Source organism: Lysinibacillus sphaericus (assembly GCF_015844675.1).
GTDB classification, from domain to species: Bacteria; Bacillota; Bacilli; order Bacillales_A; family Planococcaceae; genus Lysinibacillus; species Lysinibacillus sphaericus_E.
Map to the genome: position 1 here is coordinate 47226 of NZ_LDGC01000002.1, position 25109 is coordinate 72334.

General features: G+C 37.9%; 26 protein-coding genes. 17 read left to right on the forward strand and 9 right to left on the reverse strand.

All coding sequences use genetic code 11. The annotated features are described in order from the left end of the window. Positions 1-271: 271 nt before the first annotated feature. The 3 genes from ABE34_RS00215 (at position 272) to ABE34_RS00225 (ending at position 3248) form a co-directional block, all read left to right on the forward strand. Positions 272-1300, forward strand: a complete 1029-nt coding sequence (locus ABE34_RS00215) for an ABC transporter permease (protein ID WP_197139573.1) — start codon at positions 272-274, stop codon at positions 1298-1300. Continuing rightward, entirely contained in the window at positions 1293-2087 is a 795-nt protein-coding gene (locus ABE34_RS00220; protein ID WP_197139574.1) for an ABC transporter ATP-binding protein, read from the forward strand. The genes ABE34_RS00215 and ABE34_RS00220 overlap by 8 nt, the downstream gene beginning before the upstream one ends. A gap of 195 nt (positions 2088-2282) precedes the next feature. Further along, positions 2283-3248, forward strand: a complete 966-nt coding sequence (locus ABE34_RS00225; RefSeq protein WP_197139575.1) for a nuclease-related domain-containing protein — start codon at positions 2283-2285, stop codon at positions 3246-3248. A gap of 222 nt (positions 3249-3470) precedes the next feature. On the opposite strand, the gene ilvA is transcribed toward ABE34_RS00225, so the two are convergent. Beyond that, entirely contained in the window at positions 3471-4733 is a 1263-nt protein-coding gene (gene ilvA, locus ABE34_RS00230; RefSeq protein WP_197139576.1) for a threonine ammonia-lyase IlvA, read from the reverse strand. Positions 4734-4957: 224 nt separating this feature from the next. Here ilvA and ABE34_RS00235 point away from each other — a divergent pair, with 224 nt between their 5' ends. Further along, positions 4958-5701: a TerC family protein gene (locus ABE34_RS00235; protein ID WP_197139578.1), complete on the forward strand. Its 744-nt coding sequence runs from the start codon at positions 4958-4960 to the stop codon at positions 5699-5701. A gap of 65 nt (positions 5702-5766) precedes the next feature. Here the strand turns inward: ABE34_RS00235 and bshB2 are convergent, their stop codons facing one another. The 3 genes from bshB2 to ABE34_RS00250 all read right to left on the reverse strand — a co-directional run bounded on the left by bshB2 (position 5767) and on the right by ABE34_RS00250 (position 7805). After that, a complete protein-coding gene (gene bshB2, locus ABE34_RS00240; protein WP_197139580.1) occupies positions 5767-6456 on the reverse strand; it encodes a bacillithiol biosynthesis deacetylase BshB2 in 690 nt (229 codons plus the stop codon). A 13-nt stretch (positions 6457-6469) separates the two neighbouring features. Continuing rightward, entirely contained in the window at positions 6470-6820 is a 351-nt protein-coding gene (locus ABE34_RS00245; protein WP_079559334.1) for a YojF family protein, read from the reverse strand. Positions 6821-7478: 658 nt separating this feature from the next. Further along, positions 7479-7805 (reverse strand): hypothetical protein, encoded by a 327-nt coding sequence (locus ABE34_RS00250; RefSeq protein ID WP_241747124.1) that lies wholly within the window; start codon positions 7803-7805, stop codon positions 7479-7481. A gap of 196 nt (positions 7806-8001) precedes the next feature. On the opposite strand from ABE34_RS00250, the gene ABE34_RS00255 reads away from it, so the two are divergent. Continuing rightward, entirely contained in the window at positions 8002-8520 is a 519-nt protein-coding gene (locus tag ABE34_RS00255; protein ID WP_197139581.1) for a hotdog domain-containing protein, read from the forward strand. A gap of 68 nt (positions 8521-8588) precedes the next feature. Here ABE34_RS00255 and thiD read toward each other — a convergent pair whose 3' ends face one another. Continuing rightward, a complete protein-coding gene (thiD, locus tag ABE34_RS00260; protein WP_197139582.1) occupies positions 8589-9419 on the reverse strand; it encodes a bifunctional hydroxymethylpyrimidine kinase/phosphomethylpyrimidine kinase in 831 nt (276 codons plus the stop codon). Positions 9420-9763: 344 nt separating this feature from the next. On the opposite strand from thiD, the gene ABE34_RS00265 reads away from it, so the two are divergent. The 6 genes from ABE34_RS00265 to ABE34_RS24805 all read left to right on the forward strand — a co-directional run bounded on the left by ABE34_RS00265 (position 9764) and on the right by ABE34_RS24805 (position 13080). Further along, entirely contained in the window at positions 9764-10441 is a 678-nt protein-coding gene (locus tag ABE34_RS00265; protein WP_197139583.1) for a uracil-DNA glycosylase, read from the forward strand. 145 nt (positions 10442-10586) lie between these two features. Beyond that, on the forward strand, positions 10587-10766 hold the full coding sequence (locus tag ABE34_RS00270; RefSeq protein ID WP_197139584.1) for a uracil-DNA glycosylase: 180 nt from the start codon (positions 10587-10589) through the stop codon (positions 10764-10766). Further along, on the forward strand, positions 10763-11029 hold the full coding sequence (locus ABE34_RS00275; protein ID WP_197139585.1) for a YwdI family protein: 267 nt from the start codon (positions 10763-10765) through the stop codon (positions 11027-11029). The genes ABE34_RS00270 and ABE34_RS00275 overlap by 4 nt, the downstream gene beginning before the upstream one ends. Positions 11030-11054: 25 nt before the next feature. Further along, positions 11055-11435 carry a DUF423 domain-containing protein gene (locus ABE34_RS00280; protein WP_197139586.1) on the forward strand — a complete coding sequence of 127 codons (381 nt, stop codon included), beginning with the start codon at positions 11055-11057 and terminating at the stop codon, positions 11433-11435. Between the two features lie 214 nt (positions 11436-11649). Continuing rightward, positions 11650-12828 (forward strand): M20 family metallopeptidase, encoded by a 1179-nt coding sequence (locus tag ABE34_RS00285; protein ID WP_197139587.1) that lies wholly within the window; start codon positions 11650-11652, stop codon positions 12826-12828. Between the two features lie 45 nt (positions 12829-12873). Then, positions 12874-13080: a hypothetical protein gene (locus tag ABE34_RS24805; protein WP_197229842.1), complete on the forward strand. Its 207-nt coding sequence runs from the start codon at positions 12874-12876 to the stop codon at positions 13078-13080. A gap of 14 nt (positions 13081-13094) precedes the next feature. On the opposite strand, the gene gerQ is transcribed toward ABE34_RS24805, so the two are convergent. Both gerQ and ABE34_RS00295 read right to left on the reverse strand, forming a co-directional pair. After that, positions 13095-13436 (reverse strand): spore coat protein GerQ, encoded by a 342-nt coding sequence (gene gerQ, locus ABE34_RS00290; protein WP_197139589.1) that lies wholly within the window; start codon positions 13434-13436, stop codon positions 13095-13097. Between the two features lie 21 nt (positions 13437-13457). Further along, a complete protein-coding gene (locus tag ABE34_RS00295; protein ID WP_430982148.1) occupies positions 13458-13883 on the reverse strand; it encodes a cell wall hydrolase in 426 nt (141 codons plus the stop codon). Positions 13884-14596: 713 nt separating this feature from the next. On the opposite strand from ABE34_RS00295, the gene ABE34_RS00300 reads away from it, so the two are divergent. Continuing rightward, the gene (locus ABE34_RS00300; RefSeq protein ID WP_079559343.1) at positions 14597-14779 is read left to right on the forward strand and encodes a hypothetical protein; all 183 of its coding nucleotides are present in this window, start codon (positions 14597-14599) and stop codon (positions 14777-14779) included. 42 nt (positions 14780-14821) lie between these two features. Here the strand turns inward: ABE34_RS00300 and hemQ are convergent, their stop codons facing one another. Continuing rightward, positions 14822-15571: a hydrogen peroxide-dependent heme synthase gene (hemQ, locus tag ABE34_RS00305; protein WP_197139591.1), complete on the reverse strand. Its 750-nt coding sequence runs from the start codon at positions 15569-15571 to the stop codon at positions 14822-14824. Positions 15572-15728: 157 nt separating this feature from the next. Between hemQ and ABE34_RS00310 the strand changes: the two genes are divergently transcribed. After that, complete coding sequence (locus ABE34_RS00310; protein WP_197139593.1) at positions 15729-16565, forward strand: lipoate--protein ligase family protein; 837 nt, start codon at positions 15729-15731, stop codon at positions 16563-16565. Between the two features lie 59 nt (positions 16566-16624). On the opposite strand, the gene ABE34_RS00315 is transcribed toward ABE34_RS00310, so the two are convergent. Beyond that, the gene (locus ABE34_RS00315; RefSeq protein WP_197139595.1) at positions 16625-17272 is read right to left on the reverse strand and encodes an RsfA family transcriptional regulator; all 648 of its coding nucleotides are present in this window, start codon (positions 17270-17272) and stop codon (positions 16625-16627) included. Between the two features lie 248 nt (positions 17273-17520). On the opposite strand from ABE34_RS00315, the gene ABE34_RS00320 reads away from it, so the two are divergent. The 4 genes from ABE34_RS00320 to ABE34_RS00335 all read left to right on the forward strand — a co-directional run bounded on the left by ABE34_RS00320 (position 17521) and on the right by ABE34_RS00335 (position 25086). After that, a complete protein-coding gene (locus tag ABE34_RS00320) occupies positions 17521-17745 on the forward strand; it encodes a DUF1450 domain-containing protein (protein ID WP_049667962.1) in 225 nt (74 codons plus the stop codon). A gap of 44 nt (positions 17746-17789) precedes the next feature. Further along, positions 17790-17957 (forward strand): hypothetical protein, encoded by a 168-nt coding sequence (locus tag ABE34_RS00325; RefSeq protein WP_197139597.1) that lies wholly within the window; start codon positions 17790-17792, stop codon positions 17955-17957. A gap of 75 nt (positions 17958-18032) precedes the next feature. Continuing rightward, a complete protein-coding gene (locus ABE34_RS00330) occupies positions 18033-19406 on the forward strand; it encodes an HD domain-containing protein (protein ID WP_430982149.1) in 1374 nt (457 codons plus the stop codon). A gap of 502 nt (positions 19407-19908) precedes the next feature. Continuing rightward, a complete protein-coding gene (locus tag ABE34_RS00335) occupies positions 19909-25086 on the forward strand; it encodes a collagen binding domain-containing protein (RefSeq protein WP_197139601.1) in 5178 nt (1725 codons plus the stop codon). The last annotated feature ends 23 nt before the right edge of the window (positions 25087-25109 follow it).

Below are 25109 nucleotides of genomic sequence, written 5' to 3' on the forward strand. Positions count from 1 at the left end.
GGATAAGTTGATTGGAGTAGTGGCTGGGCGACTCCTTGGGGATTAGCGATAGAGGAACGAAGGCTAAGAGCATCACATCCTGTGATAACGCCTTCGTGACCAACATCGTGCTGCCGCCGCTACGTTGCACTCACGCTTTCGCGCAAAAGACATCTGTTGGCGACCGAGCAACGCGAGTGAAACGGCTCATCGGACGCCCCCAGGAAATCAACCCACGTTATGTGGATGAGCTAATTTATATATTAAGAAATTATTAGGAGATGATTCAACTATGTTTATAGCAATATTTGGCGCAACGGAGCAAGGAATCATCTATGCGATTATGGCACTTGGTGTGTATTTAACATTCCGCGTGTTAGATTTTCCGGATTTAACGGTTGATGGAAGCTTTGTAACAGGGGCGGCTACAGCGGCGACGATGATTCTGCTTGGCTACCACCCGATCTTAGCGACTTTAGTGGCAATTGTTGCTGGATTTATTGCTGGATGTATGACAGGAATTCTTCACACAAAGGGGAAAATTAATCCTCTATTATCGGGGATTTTAATGATGATTGCTTTGTATTCTATTAACCTACGTATTATGGGGTCCACTGCAGAAAATACGATAGGTCGCCCGAACATTCCACTATTAAATTCAGAGACTTTATTTTCAAAGTTTCAATTATTTTGGAGTAATTTAGGAATCGATACGGCATTAAATAACTTACTAAAGGGATTCGGCCTTCAGCAACTACCTTCAACATGGAGCACGATTATTGTAGTAGTAATCATCACAATTTTAATTAAGTTCATTGCAGACTGGTTCTTGAAAACAGAAATCGGCCTGGCTATTCGAGCAACTGGTGATAATAAACGTATGATTCGTAGTTTTTCGGCTAATACAGATACTCTTATAATTCTTGGGCTAGGACTTTCTAATGCACTTGTCGCATTTTCGGGAGCTTTAATCGCGCAATATTCGAAGTTCTCGGATGTAAGTATGGGAATCGGGATGATTGTTATTGGTCTGGCATCTGTTATTATCGGCGAAGCAATCTTTGGTACAAAAACGATTATGCGCACAACTTTCGCTGTCATTGCCGGAGCTATTATTTACCGTATTATTTTAGCGCTAGCATTACGAGTAGACTTCCTTGATTCAGGGGATATGAAATTAATAACAGCTATTATTGTTATTATCGCATTGATTTTACCGCAATTTATCAATAAGAGTAAGGAGCGTAAACGTAGGGTGAAGCGTGCAGCGGAGAAAACACGAGTAAAGACGGTTGAGCAGGGAGGGAAGGGCCTTGCTTAAATTACACGGTATTAATAAGGTTTTCAATGAAGGTACGCCTGATGAAAAAATTGCACTTGCAGAAATAAATTTGCACTTAAAGCCAGGGGATTTCGTCACAATTATCGGCAGTAATGGTGCTGGTAAATCGACTATGATGAATATGATCTCTGGGGCACTAACACCAGACTTCGGCACGGTTTCTATTGATGGAAATGAGGTTACGTCTTTAGCGGAATATAAGCGCTCCCACTACATCGGTCGCGTATTCCAGGATCCAATGGCTGGTACAGCGCCAACGATGACGATTGAGGAAAATTTAGCATTAGCTTACTCACGTAATAAGAGTAGAGGCGTGCGCTTCGGTGTTGATAAAAAGCGTCGAGAATTTTTCAAGGAATCGTTGGAGATGTTGGGCTTAAATTTGGAAAATCGTCTATCTGCAAAAGTTGGCTTACTGTCAGGAGGTGAGCGTCAGGCGCTGTCTCTTTTAATGGCGACCTTCACGAAGCCTTCAATTTTATTGCTAGATGAGCATACTGCGGCACTTGACCCATCTCGTGCCGAGTTAATCACACGTATTACGAAATATTTAGTTGAAAAAGATAACTTAACGACATTAATGGTCACGCACAATATGCAACAAGCTTTAGACTTAGGAAATCGACTGATTATGATGGATAAAGGTCAAATCATTTTAGAGGTTGGCGAGGATCGCAAGCATGAATTAACCATCCCAGATTTAATGGCAGAGTTCGAACGTATCCGCGGTGAGAAAATGAACTCAGACCGTGCGTTACTAGGATAATAAATGATAAAACGCTCATACATAGGTGTGGGCGTTTTTTCGTTGGATGTCGATATTTTTTAAAAGTTGGGTGATAAATTAAAAAAGTAGGTCGATAAATCGATAAAGTTGGTCGATAAACAATCAAAAGTTTTCGATAAATAAGCAAACTCTTTCGATAAAGTGCATTATAATCGAGTTAAAGGAGGTGAACATATGTTACTGAAAAAGCGGGGAGTTTCATCGAAGCAACGCGTGTTAGAAATGGTTGAGAGGCGGTTACCGAAATCTCACGCTAAGTATGATTATTTTCAAGAAATGCTAGGGAAAACGAAGGCTGGCATCGCTGGTGAGCAAAGGGTAGATCGAGAATGGCAGGAAATCTTTTTGGAGCATGCTTATTATTTATTGCATGATATAGAGCTTAAGGATGAGAGTGCTGGCGGATCGACACATCAAATGGATACGTTATTTATGTCCCAACATTTTGTGCTAATCGTTGAAATCAAAAATATCGTTGGTCGTGTAGAATATATGGAAGATAACCATCAATTTATTCGAATTACTTCTGATGGCAGAGTAGATGGCTTTAGAAATCCCTTTGATCAAGTGAAGCGACATGCTAGGTTTTTGCGTCGACTATTTCAAATGAGCGGGCATCATATACCTATTGAATATATAGTCGTTTCTGCAAATCCGAATATGATTATGACGCCCATTTTCTTGTCCCAGCCAATTATTCATGTAAGTGGTTTGGCAGAAAGGATAGATCAACTGTTCAAGCAGCATCAACAAGTCTGTCTAGGTGAAAAAGATTTGAGAGAATTATCAGCGCATATTTTAACGAGGCACAAACCAATTCAATGGACCCTAGATATTAAAGTGGATGAATTGAAGAAAGGTGCACTATGCTCGCACTGTCATTTTGACCATATCCTACGTTACACCCATGGGAAATGGCGTTGTAGCAATTGCCAAACGACTGATAATCAATCGATGTTAGTCGCATTACATGATTTTCGATTAATGATGAGCAACGATATTACAAATGCTCAGTTTCGTAATTTTTTTGATATTGACTCAGAGAAGGCGGTTTATTATTTATTGAAAAAGTTAAAATTTGAAGCGATAGGTGAAAATAAAAATAGAAAATATATAATTCCTGCCAAATTGTTAGATTAAATGTAAGCGACGTAAACTATCGGTGCGGTCAGATAGTGTCGCTTGTAAGGTAGATGTCGATAAACAAGTGAAAAGTTTCGATAAACCTCAAAAAAGTCTCGATAAACCTTAAAAAAGTCTCGATAAATAATCAAAAGTTATCGATAAATCTCAAAAGCTCCCCGATAAACTTCTCATCCACACAAAAAAGCCACACTCACTTAGCAAGTGTGACTCTTTATTTTAGACTAGTAAGCCGAATAGTTGAATGTCGTTGTTTACTTCTTTGTATTTGAAGCCGAATTCATTCATGCGTACTAGTAATCCTTCGTAATCTTCGCGATTGCCGAGTTCGATGCCGACTAAGGCAGGACCGCTTTCTTTGTTATTTTTCTTTGTATATTCGAAAGTTGTAATGTCGTCATTGGGTCCTACAACGCTTGTTAAGAACTGGCGAAGGGCGCCGGCACGTTGTGGGAAGCTTACGATGAAGTAGTATAGTAAGCCTTCGTGAATTAAAGATTTTTCTTTAATCTCCTGCATACGACCGATATCATTATTACCACCACTAATGATGATAACGACTGATTTTCCTTTAATTTCCTCTTCATAAGAATCGAGGGCTGCTACTGATAATGCTCCAGCAGGCTCTGCGATAATGGCGTGTTTATTGTAAAGATCTAAGATTGTTGTACATACTTTTCCTTCTGGTACTAGTACGATGTCGTCTAAGTAGCGACGACAAACATCGTATGTGTGATGACCGACGCATTTTACCGCGGCACCATCTACGAATTTGTCAATCCAATCAAGTGCCACTGCACCGCCTTCTGCAAATGCAGCCTTCATACTGCCTGCTCCAGCAGGTTCTACACCGATAATTTTGCTATGAGGAGAAAGGTTTTTCACATAGGCAGAAACACCGGACATTAAGCCACCGCCACCAATACTACCAAATACGTAGTCAATTGGCTCCTCCATATCATTCATAATTTCAACAGCGACCGTTCCTTGACCAGCAATGACATCAAAATCATCAAATGGGTGGATAAAGATTTTATCGTGTTCTTCACAGTAAGCAAATGCACTTTCTGCAGAATCATCAAAAGTATCACCTGCTAAAATAATTTCTACATAATTACGACCAAACATACGAACTTGGTCGATTTTTTGTTTAGGTGTTGTTTGAGGCATAAAAATACTTGCTTGAATGTTCAATTGTGCACAGGCGTAGGCAACACCTTGAGCATGATTGCCCGCACTTGCGCAAACAACGCCAGTTTTACGAGCTTCTTCTTCAATTTTTTTAATCTTATAATAGGCGCCACGAAGTTTAAACGAGCGTACATGCTGTAAATCTTCGCGTTTAAAATAAATATTAGCTCCGTATTTCTCGGATAAATAGTCATTTTTTTGTAGCGGCGTGTGCACCACTACGTCTTTTAAGAAATGATGTGCAATCAAGATATTTTCTACTTGCACGGTTCTAGTGTCAGCAGCTTCCATAATATTCATCCTCCGTATACGTATAAAACATTTATCTATGATAGCACACTTCATAAGCTTTTTGTCATTAATTTTTAGTAAATTCTAAATTTTCGGTGTCTATTTAATGCAAAATAGATTTATTCGAGAATTTTTTGAAGAAATAAAGGATGCACACTTTTCCTCATAACGGAAATGGTCCAGCATATACTAGAGTACCTTAGGACAAGTAGGAGGGTATGTAATTGGAAATCATTCAAGGAATTCTATCTACATACATTCAATTTTTCGATTGGGAAATGTGGAAAGAAATTTTGACTGACCCTGTATCTTGGGGGTTAATATCAACACTTATTATAATAGAAGGTTTGCTTTCGGCTGATAACGCACTTGTATTAGCAGTGTTAGTGAAGCATTTGCCAACTAAGCAACGCAAACGAGCATTAATGTACGGAATGTTGGGAGCCTATTTTTTCCGATTTTTATTTATTGGGATAGGCGTTTATTTGGTAGAATTCTGGTTTATTAAATTGCTAGGAGCCCTGTATTTAGGTTGGTTATGTGTCGCTCATTTCTTACAGATTGGGGAAGCTGATAGTGCTAAGGAAATGAAAAAAACAGGGTTGATGGTTCGCATTTTTGGAACGTTTTGGGCAACCGTTATTTCTGTAGAACTGATGGATATTGCCTTTTCAATTGATGCGATTTTTGCGGCCTTTGCGATATCCAATCAAATTTGGATATTACTCATCGGGGGAGTACTAGGTATTTTAATGATGCGAACGATTGCAGGCTTATTTTTAGTCATTATTGAAAAAATACCAGAATTAGAGGCAACAGCATTTATTATAATTGGCATTATTGCACTGAAAATGCTAGCTAGCGTCATCGGAATTCACGTTCCGCATTATATGTTTTTCGTTGTGCTAATTATTATATTTGCTATAACCTTCATGATTCATTTCTTAAAAAAAACGAGGACCGCTTAACATAAAAGCGGATCTGTTCTCCATTTAGAAAGAGGACGGATCCGCTTTATTGTCAACTAAAGCTTTTATTTTACATAATGATCAGGATTCACAATATAGAACTTTTCAATATTAAGCCAGCTTTCGCTCATTGGCTCACCGTCATCAATACGTTTTTCTGTTTCTTGCATCATCCAAGCAGTTTGGGATGCGTGTGCTTTTAAGGCATCAATTTTATCCGCCTTCATTTCACTTATATTGACGACAACATGTGGCTCCCCATTCTTGTCAATCGTATCATTTGCAAAGGCACAGCCCAATATTTGTGGACGGGCGGCTTTCGGCATACGACGAACAGCTTCTACTACGGCACGAGCAGTTGCCTCATGGTCAGGATGCACTGCAAAACCAGGTAAGAATGTAAAGATAAGAGAAGGCATTAACTCTTCTATTAAACCTTCAACAAGCTTTACCATTTTTTCATCGTCTTCAAATTCAATCGTCTTATCACGGAAACCAAGCATACGTAAATCTTGTATGCCCATAGCATCTGCTGCTGCAATAAGCTCCTTGCGTCGAATTTCTGGTAAGGATTCACGTGTTGCAAAAGGTGGATTTCCTAAATTACGCCCCATTTCGCCTAGAGTTAAACAGGCATATGTAACAGGTGTATTCATTTTCTTTGTATAGTAGGCAATTGTTCCAGCAATTGAAAAAGCCTCATCATCTGGGTGAGGGTAAACAATTAAAATATGACGTTGTGGTTGTAAATTCAAACAGTCGTCCCCCTTAATAAGCAAACGGCGTTTCGCTAATTTCAAGTGCAATCGCCAATTTACCTGAGTAATCTAGTCCAGCCATTAATAAACGGCCCAAATCATCTAGTTCAAAATGTGTGATGCCTTGTGCATAAACCCAGCCATGTGCCATTTTCAAGCCAACACGATGGGGTGAATCATCTACCACTTTAGCAAGTTCATAGTTGATTTTAGCATTACGAATAAAAGCACCTGCATTAAAAAATTTTTCATCAAAGTGTGCTGCATAAGAACCGTTCGTCGTCTCAAGATGGATATAAACGTCTTTGTTGGCGAAAGAATTCAATAATTCCTGTAACGTCTTTACTTGTACCTCTTGCATCTTAACACTCCTCTCGATTATTTCTCCTTTAAGTATAGTAAAAATAATTCACAAAGGGAAATTGAATGCCTCTATAGCATAACATCATCAAGAAACTTTCCCTCAAAGGCGTCTAGAAGGCTTGGTCATTTTCAGAGAATATTCAAAAATGAGGCTCAGCCTAAGACGCCATGTCCTATGCAACGACTGAGTGACCTGCCGCTACGCTTGCGCTAAAAGACATTTATCGCCCCAAAGCATCCGACACAATTATTCCGATGTATAATTGATGGCATCTTTTAATATATGAAGATTTATCAAGCAATATTCTTGAAAAAATTATTGAAATATATCAATATAATAAAGGTGAAAGCAATTTTGTACAAAATGTGTCGTTTTGTATTGTATGTGGTTTCACAAGCGAAAAGATACTGCGACCACGCTCTCTTCCTTAATTGACGGATAAGCAGTGCATAATGTTGAAGGGAATTTTAAACTAGGTAATAACGAATTCTATCTTGGTACAATAGATGACGTTCCTTTAACATTGTATGCATGGCTATGGCAAGGGAAGAAGACGAAAAGTTCATTATCATAGTATAGTAAAAAGCCGCGATTCTCTTTTATGACGGAGAATCGCGGCTTTTTATAATGTTTGGTTTTTGGGAGTATGTATTTGTTAATATCGGTTGAGTTTTCGTTCAATGGAATCTAGACGATTGTTGAGATGTTGTAGATGCTTATGCATGTTTCTAAACTGTAAATTTTGATTTTGTGCGTTGGAGGTTCTTGCTTGTTCCTGTTGCTCTTCCTCCTGCAATGCTAAAATGGTGGAGAGGGTTGCTAATGAATATCCTATTGTTAAAATCATTGAAGAAATCACTTCTACTTTGGTAGAGGTTATATCTCCAGCTAGAATGCCTGTGCCTTCACCTAGGAGACCTGCTTCTTGACCACCCAGATTAGTTGGATCAACATTTATGTTTTGTTGTTTACGTCTTTTCATTTTTCTCCCTCCCATATACAGCTAATATATGGCATAAAAAGAAGTAGCGTATCTTGTCCTGAGCTTTTTACGTTTGAGTAATAAATCCCTGAGTTCTAAACATTAATTTCTTAATTTTCCGTCAATTCATTTGATTTTTATGGAAAAGTAGAGCAATATAGTAAAAATAAACAATTGCTTTTAGGGGGGGATAGATGTGAATAAAGACTTTAAATATTGTAAAGAATCAAGAGTCATGCGTACAAGTCGGGTTTTTCCGAATGATATTAACAATCACAATACACTGTTTGGTGGTCGATTAATGAGTGATATCGATCAAGTAGCTTCAATTTCTGCTGCGAAGCATAGTCGTAGAGATTGTGTAACAGCCTCAACGGATTCAGTAGATTTCTTGCATCCAATACGCCAATCTGATTCTGTATATTTCGAATCATATGTATCGTGGACAGGAACATCTTCAATGGAGGTTTTCGTAAAGGTTATTTCTGAGAATTTGAAAACGGGTGAACGAAAGGTAGCGGCGACAGCGTTGTTAACCTTTGTTGCATTAGATGAAAATAATAAACCAACACCAGTTCCATCGGTCATTCCGGAAACAGTAGAGGAGACAAAGCTACATGAAACCGCATCTATACGAGCAAAAGCGCGTGCAGAGCGTAAAAAGGAAAGTAAGGCTTTGGCCAAATTCATTACTATGAACAATCCATGGGATTAACGGCTTGAAATAATGGAGAACTACTATATGTAAAAGAGGCATCTGATATTCAGATGCCTCTTTCGTCATTAAATTTCAGTCACCGTCACTTGTGGTGCGCCAAAACGAGATTTAGCACCGTGCATAACAGGTCCTACATAGTCATTTAATGCCCAACCGTGAGCGATTGCAGCTGAAACAAATTCTTTTGCTTCAATTACAGCCTCTTTTACTGAAAGGCCATTTGCTAGGTTTGCTGTTACTGAAGCAGCAAATGTACAGCCAGCCCCGTGGTTATAAGTAGAAGCAACTTTTTCAGATTCTAATAAGTAGAATTTTTCACCGTCGAAAAATAAGTCAGTTGCTTTTTCAGTAGCTAACGCTTTTCCACCTTTAATGACAACAGCTTTAGCACCAAGCTCGTGGATTTTACGAGCAGTTGTTTTCATTGCCTCGATTGTTTTTGGTGTTCCAGTCCCAGCTAATTGTCCAGCCTCAAACAGGTTAGGTGTTGTAACTGCAGCTAATGGTAAAAGATGTTGAATCATTGCATCTGTGTTGCCAGGGTTCAATACTTCATCTTCTCCCTTACATACCATTACAGGGTCAATAACAACATTTGTCGTACCAGATTTCGCAATAGCATCACCTGCAATGCGAATAATCTCTTCCGTTGACAGCATCCCAGTTTTTATTGCGTCAATACCTGTTGACAGAGCCGTATCGATTTGTTTTTGCAAAAGCTCTGTCGGTAATGGCGTTACGTTATGATTCCAACCGTTTGGATCCATTGTTACGACAACCGTTAATGCCACCATGCCATATGTGCCGTGCTCTTGAAATGTTTTAAGGTCGGCTTGCATACCTGCGCCACCTGATGTATCTGAACCAGCAATCGTTAAAGTTTTTTTAAGAACCATGTGGAAGATCTCCTTTATAGATCGAATTTTTAAAATTATCATCTAGTATAGTCTTATTCTGGTTGTATAAAAATAGTCAGAATTATATATTTTTATAAGGTCAGTTTAACTTCTATCAGTAGAAGTCTCCCACCTTTATATAGGAAGGGAGATCATATAGGGTGTTAGCCTAACATCATCGCATGCATCCATAACTGACCTGCATGAAGCAATACGGCCCTTATGAAGGTCTAAACTAAAAGCTTATTTTGGACTTAATGATACCAAGGTATAATTGAATAGAAGCTTGAATTCGACATTGTTTTTTTGTACCGTTGTAAGAAGAGAAAGGGGCTTATATTAAGATGAAACAAGTATTCCCGAATGATTGGCAAGCAATACTTGCAGAAGAAATAGAAAAAAAATACTATACAAAGCTATGTCAATTTGTAGAACATGAGTATTCAACACAAGCAATTTATCCACCGATGAATGATATAATGAATGCATTTTATACAACAGCTTATCAAGATGTGAAGGTCGTAATTTTAGGTCAGGATCCTTATCATGGACCAAACCAAGCACATGGCTTAAGCTTTTCGGTCATGCCAGGAATCCCACATCCACCAAGCTTACGAAATATGCTAAAAGAGTTACAGGATGATCTTGGTTGTCCAATCCCTGCAGACGGAACATTAACAAAATGGGCACAGCAAGGTGTAATGTTATTAAATACTGTATTAACTGTTCGAGCAGGCCAGGCGAATTCCCATAAAGAACAAGGCTGGGAGCAATTCACGGATGCGGTCATCGATAAATTAGCATCTAGAGATAAACCCGTTATTTTTGTACTTTGGGGTAGACCAGCACAACGAAAAAAACAATTAATTCGTCAATACTCAACGCAACATATTATTTTAGAAGCGCCTCATCCAAGTCCACTAAGTGCTTACCGAGGGTTTTTTGGCAGTAAACCATACTCGAAAATCAATGCACAGTTAGAGGAGTGGGGAGAGCAACCGATTGATTGGTGCCTAGCTTAGTGATCTTTATCTTCATTCAGTAATTACTTTTGTAGCGATAGCTATAAATGTTTTCTGTACGAAAGCGAAGTAGCTCGTCAAAGTGAAATTGAAGCACTTACCGTTTCGTGTTACAGTTAATAATAGAAGAAAGTGGGGGACAACGATGAAGGTGAATTGTTTCAAATGTCAATATTTTAAAGTAACATGGGACCCGCAAACTCCACGGGCTTGTGTAGCGTATGGCTTTAAAACAAAGCAAATACCATCCGTTGTCGTTAAACAATCCTCTGGCACGGACTGTTTGAAATTTGTGCCAAAAGCAGAAAGTGGGGGAATGCAATGATTCCTTATCAAGCCGTTATTCAACAACTTGAAAAACAATTATCCGGTGTCAAAAATACTGGAGACGAACAACAAATTCGTGAAGCCTTAACAGCAATCCGAGCATTATGCGATGTGGTATTAGACACATCTGACGGCATTTCTAAAGCGCAGTCAAAACAATTGCCACAAATGCTAGTGTCAGAGCCGATGCCACCAAGTTTATATACAGCAAAAATTGAAGAAGAAGACGGAGCGAATGGTGATTCAATTTTTGACTTTTAATCATGATTAAAGGTAGGGAAATGGTATGAAAAAATTTATCGTGACAGGTGCACTTCATGGCTTTTTAGCAGTGGCACTAGGTGCATTCGGTGCGCATGCTTTAAAAGAAGTTCTAGATGATTATAGTCGTGGGATTTGGGAAACAGCTGTGCAGTACCAGATGTTTCAAGCTACGGCTATCCTTATCATTGGACTATTGATGAGCTCTAAAATACTAGGTGAGGTCAAGCAGTTAAATTTAGCGGGAATCTTATTCAACCTAGGGATTGTCTTCTTTTCGGGAAGCTTATATGTACTGGCAATCAGCGGCGTTAAAGTTCTAGGCGCCATCACACCAATTGGTGGTGTTCTCTTTTTAACTGGCTGGGTTCTAATTATAGTAGCTGCACTTAAACATGCTCGTTAAAAATCAGACTACAAACTTACTCCTTCATACTAAGTGTGAGGGAGTTTTTGTTTTTTACGGATAACTACTAGTAATAATCAAGAGAATTTTCCTTCCGGATCAACAATATAATTACTATAGAATAGTAGTTTTAATTCCTATTGTTTTTGTAAGGATTTATAGTACACTATAATTATCAAATAAGTTCGACAAATAAGAAATGAGGTTTTGTGATATGGAGAAGCTTTTTACTTTACTAGATAATAACTATGATGAAATGGTAGCGATTCGTCGTCATCTACATGCATATCCGGAATTATCCTTTGAGGAAGTGGAAACACCAGCTTATGTAGCGGCTTTTCATCGAGCGTTAGGACATGAGGTTCGTGAGCATGTAGGTGGACGGGGTGTTGTTGCAACTTTACGTGGAGGGAAGCCAGGGAAAACAGTAGCATTACGTGCTGATTTTGATGCATTAGCCATTCAGGAGGAAAATGATGTTCCTTATAAGTCAAAAGTAGATGATAAAATGCATGCATGTGGACATGATGGTCATACTGCGACATTACTAGTGCTTGCTAAAGTGCTTCATACAATGAAAGATGACATTGCGGGCAATGTAGTTTTCATTCATCAGCATGCAGAAGAAATGGCGCCAGGTGGAGCAAAACCTATGATTGAAGATGGCTGCCTAGAAGGAGTAGACGTTATTTTTGGAACACATTTATGGGCACCAACGCCATTGGGCGATATATTGGTGAGAGATGGGGCAATTATGGCTGCCGCGGATAAAGTGGAAATTACGATTCAAGGTAAAGGTGGCCACGGTGCGGAGCCTCATCATTCTATTGATGCAGTTACTCTTGCGTCACAGTTTGTAGTCAATGCACAGCAGATTATATCTCGACGTATCGATCCATTAAAATCAGCCGTCTTAACAATTGGTCATTTTGAGGCCATTAATCCTTTTAATGTGATTGCAGAGCGAGTAGTGTTAGCTGGAACAGTCCGAACTTTTGAGGAGCCGGTACGCAAACAAATGGAGCAAGAGCTTGAGGCCGTTTTAAATGCCACTTGTTTAGCCTTTGGTGCAAGCTATAATTATCGTTATACGAGGGGCTATCTACCTGTTTACAACCATGTGAAAGAAACAGAATTTGTTGCACAACTTGCGGTAGATATACCAGGAGTAGAAAATGTTATAACGTGCCCACCATTTATGATTGGTGAGGATTTTGGATATTATTTAGAGAATGTACCAGGTACATTTTTCTTCACAGGTGCTAAAAAGCCCGAATGGGAAGTGGCATATCCTCATCATCATGCACGCTTTGACTTTGATGAGCGTGCGATGTTGATTGCTGCAAAAACTTTAGGAAAAGCAACATTGCAATTTTTACAAGAAAATCAATAGTTAGCTCCATTAAATAAAAATTGGCATGCTAGGAAGTATCCTACCATGCCGATTTTTTTATTTAATGGTAAATGCCCACGTAGATTCCTCATTCGATACGAAAAACATTTGCGGGCAATCAAAAACATGAGACCTAATTGGGAGTCACAACGAAACTGTATTGCAACGAAGTATGAGCAAGAAGTAGCGAAGGAGCACCCTTTGCTACTTCTTGCTATTGAGGAGTGGAATTTAGAAAATACGAACTTATGAATAGCTCATTTCAATTATGGAGTTTGGTCAAAGTATGCCATTTCCTCATCATATTCAGCAAAATCAAAGTAAATCATTGGGAATAGGAAACGATGATTCGATTTGAGTTCACGTAAAATAACATGATCTCGACCAGCAGCTTCTACAACGCCTCGCACTACTTTCGTGTTTTTCCCTGGCTCAATCGCATGCTCGAAGGAAAAATGGAAAGTACCAGGTTTTCCACGATTCAAACGAAAAATATTTTCAATATACGATTGCTCCCGTCCAGGTGGGCGTGCTCCAGGAAGTACCTGTGGAGGCACTTGAGGCATTTGTTGTTGTTGCGTTGTCGGTGTCCAATAATAAGGCATCATAAGTTATCAACCTTCTTTCTTTTAGATTTGAGGACAATCTTCTTCGGTTGGCGAGAAGAAGCAATGCGCTTTGAATCTTCCCGTGTTCCACTGACCATACCATTGTGCTGGACAATCTCCCTCAGGTCTGAAAAACCATAGTGAACGAGTTGCTGGATGGAATCTTTCGCCTTGAATAACTCTCCTTGCTAATCGAAGGTCTTGATCACGTGCTCGCTGATAAAAGTAGCCTTTTAGTGTTGCTTCAAAGCCCCCTGGACGCTGATATACCATTTGTTCAATTGTACGAACATCCGTAAAATCTAAACAATCTGCTCGTACACGATTGACGCCAACATTGCCGACCATCAGCATACCTAAGTTCCCTTCACCCTCTGCCTCGGCACGCATAAGCCTTGCTAGCATTGCTGTTTGTGCATCATTCGTTTTGATAACAGCGATATTCACTCCTCCTCGCTGACAGTATATGCATGATGGTATCGTAGACATGTTCAATTTCGATGAAAGAAATTCACAATTAAAAATGGCAAAGCATATATTAATAATGGCGAGTCGTATGTAGAGGCGAAAAAAATTTTTTGATTCATGACTATAACGGGGAGTTGAATCGCACAGGCCGTGTATGTTTATCCTTCATTTCTTTACTACGTTAGTTCCAGAAATCTGTGAAGCTAACTCCCAAGGAATCTCCCGGCTATAAAATTGTATGCTTTTCAACTTTGGTGTTACGCTTATAAAAATGGATAAAAAGAGATTAGAAAATTTATCGGGGGACGTGAGATGAGCATTGCATGTGTATTGAATACATGTGAGGTGACAGGGGATGGAGATTGGTGTGTGGGTAGGTATTTTGTTGAGTGCTGTGCTGGCATTTTTAGTGGGGAGTTTTTACGGACAGCCACTCCATTGGTATCTCTTTATACTAATAATCGTAGTCGGATTTTTCATCAATACGATTATATTAATTTTGAAGGTTAAAGATGAAAGGTCTTGAAGTACAGCACAGGCATATGAAAATAAGAAAGTGTCATCCATTACGATGACACTTTCTTATTTTTTTAATTGAGTAGATGGAATCTGATGTTTTGCAAGTATATTAAAAATAAACGGTGACATACTAAAGTTGGAAATATTTTTTGCTTTCATGAAGGAGTGTTATAATGCATACTTTTGGTACGTTTGTAGCAATTATCATAAGTGCATTCATCGCCGTTGGGATAGCAGAGTACTATCAGCAACCGTATAATTGGTATTTAGTTTTCCTAATGATTCTAGCTGGTTTTTTTATTCATACAATTATTTTAATATTGGAATCAGAGAACAGCGAAGAAAGCGAATATTAAAAAATGCGAGTCCGATTGGTGGACTCGCATTTTTATATTTAATTAAACAGTTAAGAATTTCACAAGTTTTTCTTGATCAAGAAGGTTACCAACGAAGAATGCGCCAAACTCACCGTAGCGAGCTGAAACTTCATCAAAACGCATTTCATATACTAATTTTTTGAATTGTAGTACGTCATCTGCGAATAGAGTTACGCCCCATTCGTGATCGTCGAAGCCAACAGAACCAGTAATGATTTGTTTTACTTTACCAGCATAGCCACGACCAATCATACCGTGAGAACGCATTAGCGATTTGCGTTCATCCATTGAAAGCATGTACCAGTTGTCATTGCCTTGACGACGCTTATCCATTGGATAGAAGCATACATGCTTAGCGCGTGGAAGTTCAGGATATAGACGAGCACGCACATGTGGATTTTGATAAGGATCTTCGTCTGAATCACCTGCTAAATAGTTAGAAAGCTCTACAACAGATACATATGAATATGTAGGAATTGTAAAATCAGCAATCGCTAATTTATTGAATTCAGCTTCAAGCTCTTGTAGTTCTTCCATTGTTTCACGTAAAGTCATAATCATAAAGTCAGCTTTTTGACCAACGATTGCGTAAAATGCATGGGCACCTGTTTTAGCGATATCAGCTTCGTTTAATTTTTCTAAATAGGCAATGAATTCTTCTACTGCTGCTTGGCGTTCTTCAGCAGAAACTAGTTTCCATGAAGCCCAATCAATTGAGCGGAAATCATGTAAAGCGTACCAACCATCTAAAGTAATAGCTGCTTCATTCATTATTAAAAACACTCCTTTATAAGTGAATATCATTCGAAATTTAGTTTATCATAGTTTGTACAAAATCCCTAAGTTCATGATTGCATTTCACGAATTTGACACCTTCCATAGATAATGTATTCTAAAGAGAAGAGATGTAAATAGAGGAGCTCCAATCATGAAAAGTATTTTACAACAGCCGATTTGGCGTTTTTACGATCAATCCATTAGCGCGAAGCAAAGATCGCCACTTGAATCCTTTGCAACAGACGATACTTTATGTCAGCTAGTTGGGCAATTAGCCTCTCCGCCAACTATTCGTACATGGGTACATGATGCATCTGTTGTGCTTGGTATTCAGGATCACCGTTTACCATATGTGCAGCAGGGCATGGACTTGCTTAAAGCACAAGGCTATCAACCTATTGTACGCAATTCAGGCGGATTAGCAGTTGTGCTGGATGAAGGTGTACTGAATATTTCAATTGTATTATCTGAACAAACAGAAGCGCTAAGTATTAATGATGGCTATGATGTAATGGTAGCTTTAGTAAAAAGCTTGTTCCCTGAAGTAGCAGATCAAATTGAAGCCTATGAAATTGTAGGTTCCTATTGTCCAGGTTCCTATGATTTAAGTATTAAAGGAAAGAAGTTTGCGGGGATTTCTCAGAGACGTTTACGTCAAGGTGTAGCAGTGCAAATTTATTTATGTGTTGAAGGAAGCGGTTCAGATCGAGCTGCACTCATTCGTGACTTTTATGAGGAAAGTTTAAAAGGAGAGGAAACGAAATTTACGTATCCTAATATTGTCCCTGATGTGATGGCGTCATTATCTGAACTAATGGACGTATCATTAACAGTTGAAGCTGTTGTTATTCGTTTACAGCAACTTCTTAACAATATGGCAGAAGAAATTCGAGTTGAATCTTTTCATGATGAAGAAATAACGCTATATGCGTTTTATTTACACCGTATTTTAGAACGAAATACGAAAATGCTTGAACCGAAGCAATGAAGCGAAAGCCTCGAGCGGATGTCAATGAGAGATCGTTGCAAAGAAAAAAAGCGATGCTGCTAATTAAGCGCATCGCCATTTTCTTGTGTATAAGGGCTACTTACAACAAGATTTCCGTTTTTCTCCATTTTGAAAACAGGTGCAATTCGTTCTTCCTCTTCATCTAGTGTAACTAGTCGTCTAGCACGGTTCATAATTTGTACAAATTGCTCGTAATCTTTTCGAATAGCTCTATTTTCTTCCTCTAGCTGTGTAATGGTTTTCTCTAGTTTTTTATTTTTCTCAGATGTTACGTGTACTAGTTGTCTCCATTTTGTAGACTCATTACCTATTTCACCAGAGTGTTGTAAACGTAATAAATAGGCTATGACAATATCAAGATTTAATGCAGATAGAGGAATTGATTTACCCTCTGCTGCGCTACTATTAACTGTAAACATACTAGAAGCACGGCGTCTTGCTGGAGCTCCTAACACTCGCATTCTTTCTTTTCTTTCTTTTTTTGCTTCTGCTAATTGTTCCTCGTATTCTTTACGAACAACAGCATTCCAACGAAAACCACATGCAGCAGCAGTACGATTTAAAGCATCACCAGCTTCTTCAAAGGCATTTAATTGTGTACTACCTTCTGTCACATGGCGAATAACCGCCTCTGCTAACAATTCATCGTTTTCTTCTAACCAAGCATCTTGTCTTACTTTACTCATATTAAAATCCTCCCACCTTTATTTGGAACTTTTTATTTACAACTAGCATGACCAATCTTTTAACCTTTTATTCATCCATGTGTAAGGAATTATTATGCTTGAATACAAGGGGAAAAATGCGATACAATACCCGATGTAGGTTTGTACGTATGCTACATACTTAACTATGTGAAAGTCATACGTTCAATAGAGACGAATTTTTGATTTTTTGATTAAAAAAATACTATATAGAAAGGGTTGTTGACAAAATGGCAAACGAATTTAAAGTTTGCGATGAATGTCAGGCCGTTAACTTAAAAACGTTAATTCCAAAATTAAAGGAAATCGATCCTGATGCAACCATCGAAATTGGCTGTCATTCTTATTGTGGCCCAGGACGTAAAAAAACATTTACCTTTGTAAATAGCCGTCCTGTTGCTGCATTAACGGAAGAAGAACTAATGGAAAAGGTTTTAGCAAAGTTAAAAAAATAAGTAAAACAAAACGCTATCTTCACTAGTCTAGTTGGAGGTAGTTTTTGTTTGGATTTTTATTGTTGATGGATAGAATCGATGAAGCGACGGAAGGAAGAGTTAGGGCGACGGATAGAATCGCCAGAGCGACGGAAGGGAGAGCCGAAGCGACGGATAAAACCGCCGAAACGATGGAAGGTTCACGTTACGTCACCTCATCACTTGAAAATTAGGTCGATAGAAACCTAAAATAAGACGAGAATACAGTGAGTTAGGTTGATAGTCTCTATAATTAAAAGGCAATATGTATGCTAGTCCTGTATTTATCGCATATAATAGAACAAATAGGAAACGGGGGTGCTGTACAATTGACACATTATGCAAAAGCTAAATTACAAGAGGAAAAAGTATTCAAGGATCCAGTGCATCGTTATGTGCATGTACGGGATCAAGTGATTTGGGATCTAGTTGGTACGAAAGAATTTCAGCGACTACGTCGAATTCGCCAGCTCGGTACAACATTTTTAGTATTCCATGGAGCAGAGCATAGTCGCTTTAGTCACTCACTTGGCGTTTACGAAATTGTACGCCGCATAGTAGATGATATATTTGCAGGTCGTCCGGAATGGGATGAGGATGAACGCCTGCTTGTGCTTTGTGCAGCCCTTTTACACGATTTAGGGCATGGGCCATTTTCACATGCCTTTGAAAATGTTTTTGAGCTTGATCATGAATATTATACAAGACAAATTTTGCTCGGTGATACAGAAGTGAATGCCGTATTAAAAAAAGTATCGTCTGACTTCCCGGAGAAAGTATCTCAGGTCATTGAAAAAACATATCCGAATAAGCAGGTCGTTAGTTTAATATCAAGTCAAATTGACGCTGATCGTATGGATTACCTACAGCGTGATGCTTATTTCACAGGCGTAAGCTACGGTCATTTTGATATGGAGCGTATCTTAAGAGTAATGCGTCCACGGAAAAATCAGGTCGTTATCAAGGCAACGGGCATGCATGCGGTAGAGGATTATATAATGAGCCGCTATCAAATGTACTTACAAATTTACTTCCACCCAGTATCTCGCAGTGCAGAGGTTGTATTAAATAATATTTTAAAACGAGCTAAGCAACTAAGCTTAGCTGGCTATAAATTTAAGCACGAGCCTACACACTTTATCGCATTTTTCCGCAACTCCATTACGTTAGATGACTATCTTGCATTAGATGAGAGTATTCTTTTTACATATTTTCAACTTTGGATGCAAGAAGAAGATGCTATATTAAGTGACTTAAGCCGCCGCTTTGTTAACAGAAAGCTATTTCAATACATCGATTTAGATCCAGGTGTAGAGCTAGATAAATATCAAAAACTACAAGAGCTCTTCAAGCAAGCTGATTTAAATCCAGAATATTATCTTGTCCATGATACAACAGCAGATTTACCGTATGACTTTTATCGACCAGGAGAAGAAGAAGTCCGTGTTCCTATTTTCTTAGAAATGAAAAATGGAGAGCTACGAGAGCTATCACGTGAATCTATTATTGTTGATTCTATTTCTGGTCGCATGAAACGAGATCATAAAGTATACTTCCCGCTAGATTTCCTAGAGGACAATAGTACCCATCCTGCTGTGAAGAAACAAATATTAGCCTTGCTGCAAGGTAAGGGGAAAAATTAATAAAAAAATTTTTTTGTATAAAAATGTGTATATTAAATAAAGTGGAATATATAGTATTCCAACATACTAATAGTGAAAAACAGCGAAAGTACTCTGATTGAGTTATTTTCGCTGTTTTTTTGTCATTGTATAAAGATGAAAAAAGTGGAAACTATATAGAAATTTTTAGAATTTTATAAATAGAAAGTCTGAGATTGTTTAGAATTTGTTTAGTATAATCGTTTAGAATGAGTCGAAAACCCTAAAATGGGTGTTACCTATTATTAAGGGTGTCACGAAAGTACCATGGATATATTCTAATTGTACATCGCAGATACATAAGTCATCGTAAGTGCCTATTCGTGAGTACTTATTCGAGTGTATTCATATAGACGACCATTGAATAGAAGGAAAGAGGGACCAACCTATTGTTTGCGGCATGCTTTTCGACATGAAGAAAGGATGCAATGTCGTCAGCAAATACCAACAGGTAACTCTCTGAACTTAGAAAAAGGAGAGAAACATGCAAAAATTTAAAAAACTAAACATAGCAGTAATCTTAATGCTACTAGTATTCCAAACAGTCCTTTCACCGATTTCGGTGTTTGCGATTGATGGAGCACAATCTTTAGCACAGTCAGTTGAATCTGGAGATGTGGGTAGTAATGATAACACGAGCGTAGGTGAATCGCCTGAAACTTCAACTGAACCAGAAAAGGGTACTGGTACCACGGGAGTAGTTGAACTACCAGAAACCTCAACTGAACCTGAAAAAGGTGATGGTTCTATTACTGGTTCTGAGGGCGTAGTTGAACTACCAGAAACCTCAACTGGACCTGAAAAAGGTGATGGTCCTATTACTGGTTCTACGGATGTAGGTGCACAACCTGAAACACAAACTGAACCTGGAAAAGGTGATGTTAGTGGTGAAGGAGAAAATCCAAAAGAAGATAAGGATGATGAAACTACACCACCATCGTATGAGCCAATTATGTCTGTTGATGTAATTAAAAATGTTGAGTTTACTGTGGATGGAAAAAAGGTAAATTCAAATGAAAGTATTAATGTTACTAACGGACAATCTGCAGAGTTTAAATTTCATTTAGAACTAGCAGCAGGACATAATTATGGTCCGGGTACAACATTAACGTATACTTTACCAGCTATTTTTAAAAATATCACATTCCCGAAAGGAACAGCTTACGGTGAGGTAGGTACAATTTCAAAAAATGGAAATGATATTGTCATTACATTTAACGACGAATTAAGAGATGATTTAGGAGCTGGTGTAGCCCTTGAACCGGGTGCATACTTTAGCGTACAAGCAAACTTTGCAAGCGATAATACGAAATGGGAAGAAACAATTAGTTTACCAGGCACTGAAAACATCAAGTTGAACTTCCAACCTAAAACGAGCAATAAACCTGTTACCAAATCAGGTGTAGCAGATAATGGTGGGGAAAATAGTAAGTTTATTGACTGGAAAGTTGAAGTTAATACAGATTTAGGCGTTAATAAAGAATCTGGCACTACAGATTTTATTGATACATTAGAAGGCGCGCATACTTTTAAACAAGATTCTGTAAAAATTACAAAGTTAAATATATCACCTAATGGCACAAAAACAGACTCTAATGACCCTGTCATTGTGACTCCAATCTTCGATAACAACAAAATGACAATTGCGTTGCCGAATGAAAAATATACTGCTTACCGCATTACGTATCAAACAGAAGTTGGTGACCCAGGTAACGTTAAAAATGCTATCTTTAAAAATGAGGCAACTTATAATGGGAAATCCACTACTGCACCAATAAACGTGAACTTTGGTGATCCATTAGCAAAAACGCATACAGGTCCTACTGCTAGTGACTTAGCAACATATTGGACGATTAATTACAACTTCAATAACCGCAATATTTCACAGGAAAACGCCGTACTAACGGACATCTGGACTGATACTCAAGAATTAGTTGGAGAGGTACAAGTATTTGAGGCAGATGGTAATACTCCTGCCACTATTTCTTACAAAGCGGAGAAAGATGGAAACGGCTTTAAATTAATATTTAATGCTCCTGTAACAAAACCATATGTTATCAAATATGTAACAAAGCCAAAAGATAACGTGTATCCAACAGATAGTTTTGCGGTAAAAAATGAAGTAACACGCCCGGATATGTCAGAATCGGTAGAAGATACTTCTTCTTATTATAAAGAATATTTATTACTAAACAAATCTGCAAATGGCATTGACTATCAAAATAAAACGATGTCATGGAAGATTGTGGCGAACCAAGCAGGCTATGATTTAGCTGCTGGTACGAAGTTTGTTGATACTTTTACAGATGAAAATCTAAAGTTATTAGAAAATACTTTAGAAGTAAAAGTAGGTAATAAATTAGTTAATAAAGCAGATTACACGTTAAGCATTAATGAGGATAAAAAAACCGGATTTACAATTACTTTAAACAAAGCGATAAATGAGCCTATCGAAATTACGTATGATACAGAATACGATATTCGACATGCTGGAACAAATGCAATTGAATATCATAATAAAGTAACAATGACAAATAATAATTTACCGAATTCTCCATCTGATTCAGCAGAACAAGAGATTCGAAATGAACAAAAAACAAATGGTAAAAAAGAAGGTCATTATAATTACGAAACAAAAACTTTCTATTGGGATGTTGAATTTAACTTTAACTACAATTCTTTAAAAAATGCTGTATTTGAGGATAAATTACCAGATACACAAATAGTTCGAAATATTGTAGTTCAAAAAGGTGAACTAAATGCAAGTGGTGTTTTCACAGGAACAGAAACAATAGAGATTCAAAATACTTCAGATAAAAAGAACGAAATTAAGCTTGAACTAGGGAATATTGATAGTCCTTATAAAGTGACATATGAATCAGTAGATAAAGATGGCATATTCCCACATGGGAACCCAGTACGTATTACGAATACAGCTACATTAACAAGCGATGAAGGTGAGAATGCATCGTGGTCAAAAACAGTTGATGTAAAGCATACAGATAAAATTTTAAACAAAATGGGTCATCAAGCTGATCGTGGCTCTGCAGTAGCTAAGTGGAATTTTGAGTTTAACTACGCACAATCCATATTAGACAATGTAGTCATTACCGACACAGTAGGTAAAGATGCTGAAGGTAACCCAGAACAATTGATTTTAGAAGATACATTTAAAGTATATAAAGTTGCATTATCTGGAACAACTCCAAGTAATCCAGCTGAACAGAAGACACTTGTAGATCCAAGTGCGTATACATTAAATGTAGATATGAAAAATGGTACATTCACTCTTAATTTAGGGAATGTGACTGCAGCATACTATATAGAATACGAAACAGTATTTACAGGTGAATCAGGCTCTGATGCTGAAAATGAAGTAGAAGTAAGCTATCAAGGTGGCAGTCAAACAAGTGGAAAAGATAGCTGGTCAATTGCTGATTTTAATTATGGTAACCAAGCATCAACAGTTAAAGTGCCATTTGTCATTTTAAAAACGAATGCTGCTACAGGCGAAGTAATGAAAGATGTTGAGTTTACTTTATACAGCCAATACACAGGAAATAAACCATTAATTAGTGCTAAAACAGATGAAAACGGTGTATTAGACTTCGGATTAAAATTAGCTGAGGGTAAATATACGTTAAAAGAAACAAAAGTTGATGGCTTTGAAAATCCGGATGTAATCTTTACATTAAATCGAGATAAAAAAGCAACATCAGGTCCTTTTGAAGGTAAACAAATTGTTGAAATCGCCAACATACCAGAAAGCCCATTGAAATGTTCACTGTTTGAATTAACGGTATACGATATTGACGGTAAATTAGTGGATGGAACAGTAACATTAGTAAGTAAAGCGACGGGATTATCAGAAAATCATACTGTTGAAAACGGTAAAGTTACTTTTACTCCAGAACAAGTTAAATCAGGTCAGTATGATGTTATTTATAATGGCGAGACGTTAAAAACAATTACTGTAGAGTACAGTGAAAACTGTAACGCGAGTATTCAACCCGCACCTAAGTGCGAAAACTTCACAATCGTGGTTAAAGATACAGACGGAAGCATCCGTACAAATATTAAAGAGTTAACATTAAAATCAGGTACTACAGCAGTAAAGGCATCAACTGACGCTTCAGGTAAGTTTATTTTTGAATCAAACAAAATTAATGCTGATAATGGCGTGAAGCCAGGTGAGTATATGGTGTACGAAGGTAACCAATTCTTGGGGACAGTAACTTTAACGTATACAAAAGACTGTGGGCATGAATTTATTGTTGAACAGGCACCAAAATGCGAAGAGTTTAAATTAACTGTAAAAGATGTTGATGGTAATAATATTACGGACGGTACTTCAAAAATCGTTGTTAAAGATGCTGACGGTAATGTAATTATTAATACAACAACTACGACAGGTGTTATTGAATTAACTGATTTAGAACCAGGTGTTTACACAGTTGAAGTAAATGGTGAAGAAATTGGTACTTTCGAAACAAATATCGAATGTGAAAAAACAGTTCAACCAGCACCAAAATGTGAGCTATTCACATTAACGGTGCTGGTTGAAAATGGCAATCCACGCCCTAATGTTAGCAATATCACAATCAAAGATAAAGCAACAGGAGCAATTATTGCTACTAACCAAACGACAAATGAATTAGGTCAAATTACGATTCAATCTAAAGACATTCCTTCAGGTGAATATAGTGTATATCAAGGTCAACTATTCATTGGTTATATAACAGTTAAATATTCAGTTAAATGTAATGCAGAAGTATCTGAAGCACCTGCTTGTCCTTCATTTACATTAACAGTGCTAACTATACTTGGAACGCCTAATGCGAATGCAAAGATAACAATAAAAGATACTGAAGGTAATATCGTTAAAGGTGCAGACGACAATGAAGTTCTTACAACTAGTATTGCAGGAACGATTGTATTACCAGAAAAAGCTATTAAACAAGGTACGTATAATGTATATGAGGGAAGTAGTTTAATTGGCTCATTTACTGTAAAAGATACATGCGCTGCAACAGTGCAACCTAAATCAACAGGTGGTGACGGAGGCGGCGGAGGCTGGACGCCTGACCCAGATCCAGGGAAACCAGTTGATCCAAAACCGGATCCGGAAAAACCGGTTGATCCAGAAAAACCGACTCCAGAACCAGAAAAACCAGTTGATCCAGAAAAACCGACTCCAGAACCAGAAAAGCCGGTTGATCCAGAAAAACCAACAAAACCAACACCAGAGACAGAGAAGCCAGTTGATCCAACAAATCCAGATGGTTCAGGTAACGAAATAGATCCAAAAGATCCAACAAACCCAGCAAAACCTGAAAAACCAACTGTAGAAGAAATCATTGATCAAGGAAAAGAATTAAAGCCATACAATCCTTCTACAGCGGATAAAGATACATTAGATGAATATAAGGATTTCCTCGATAAATACAACGAGTTATCTAAAGAGGAACAGGCAGAAGTAGATAAATATCTGGATATTGATAAAATCAAAGCAGATGCAAAAGAAATGGAAGCGCAGTTAAACGCGCAAGGCAAACTGCCACAAACAAATGGAGCAAACCAAACAGCTCTTACACTAATTGGTGTAGCGCTTGTTCTAGGTGCATTATTCTTATTGCGTCGTCGCAATACAGAAGTGAAATAATTTTCGATAAGAAAACCCCAAGA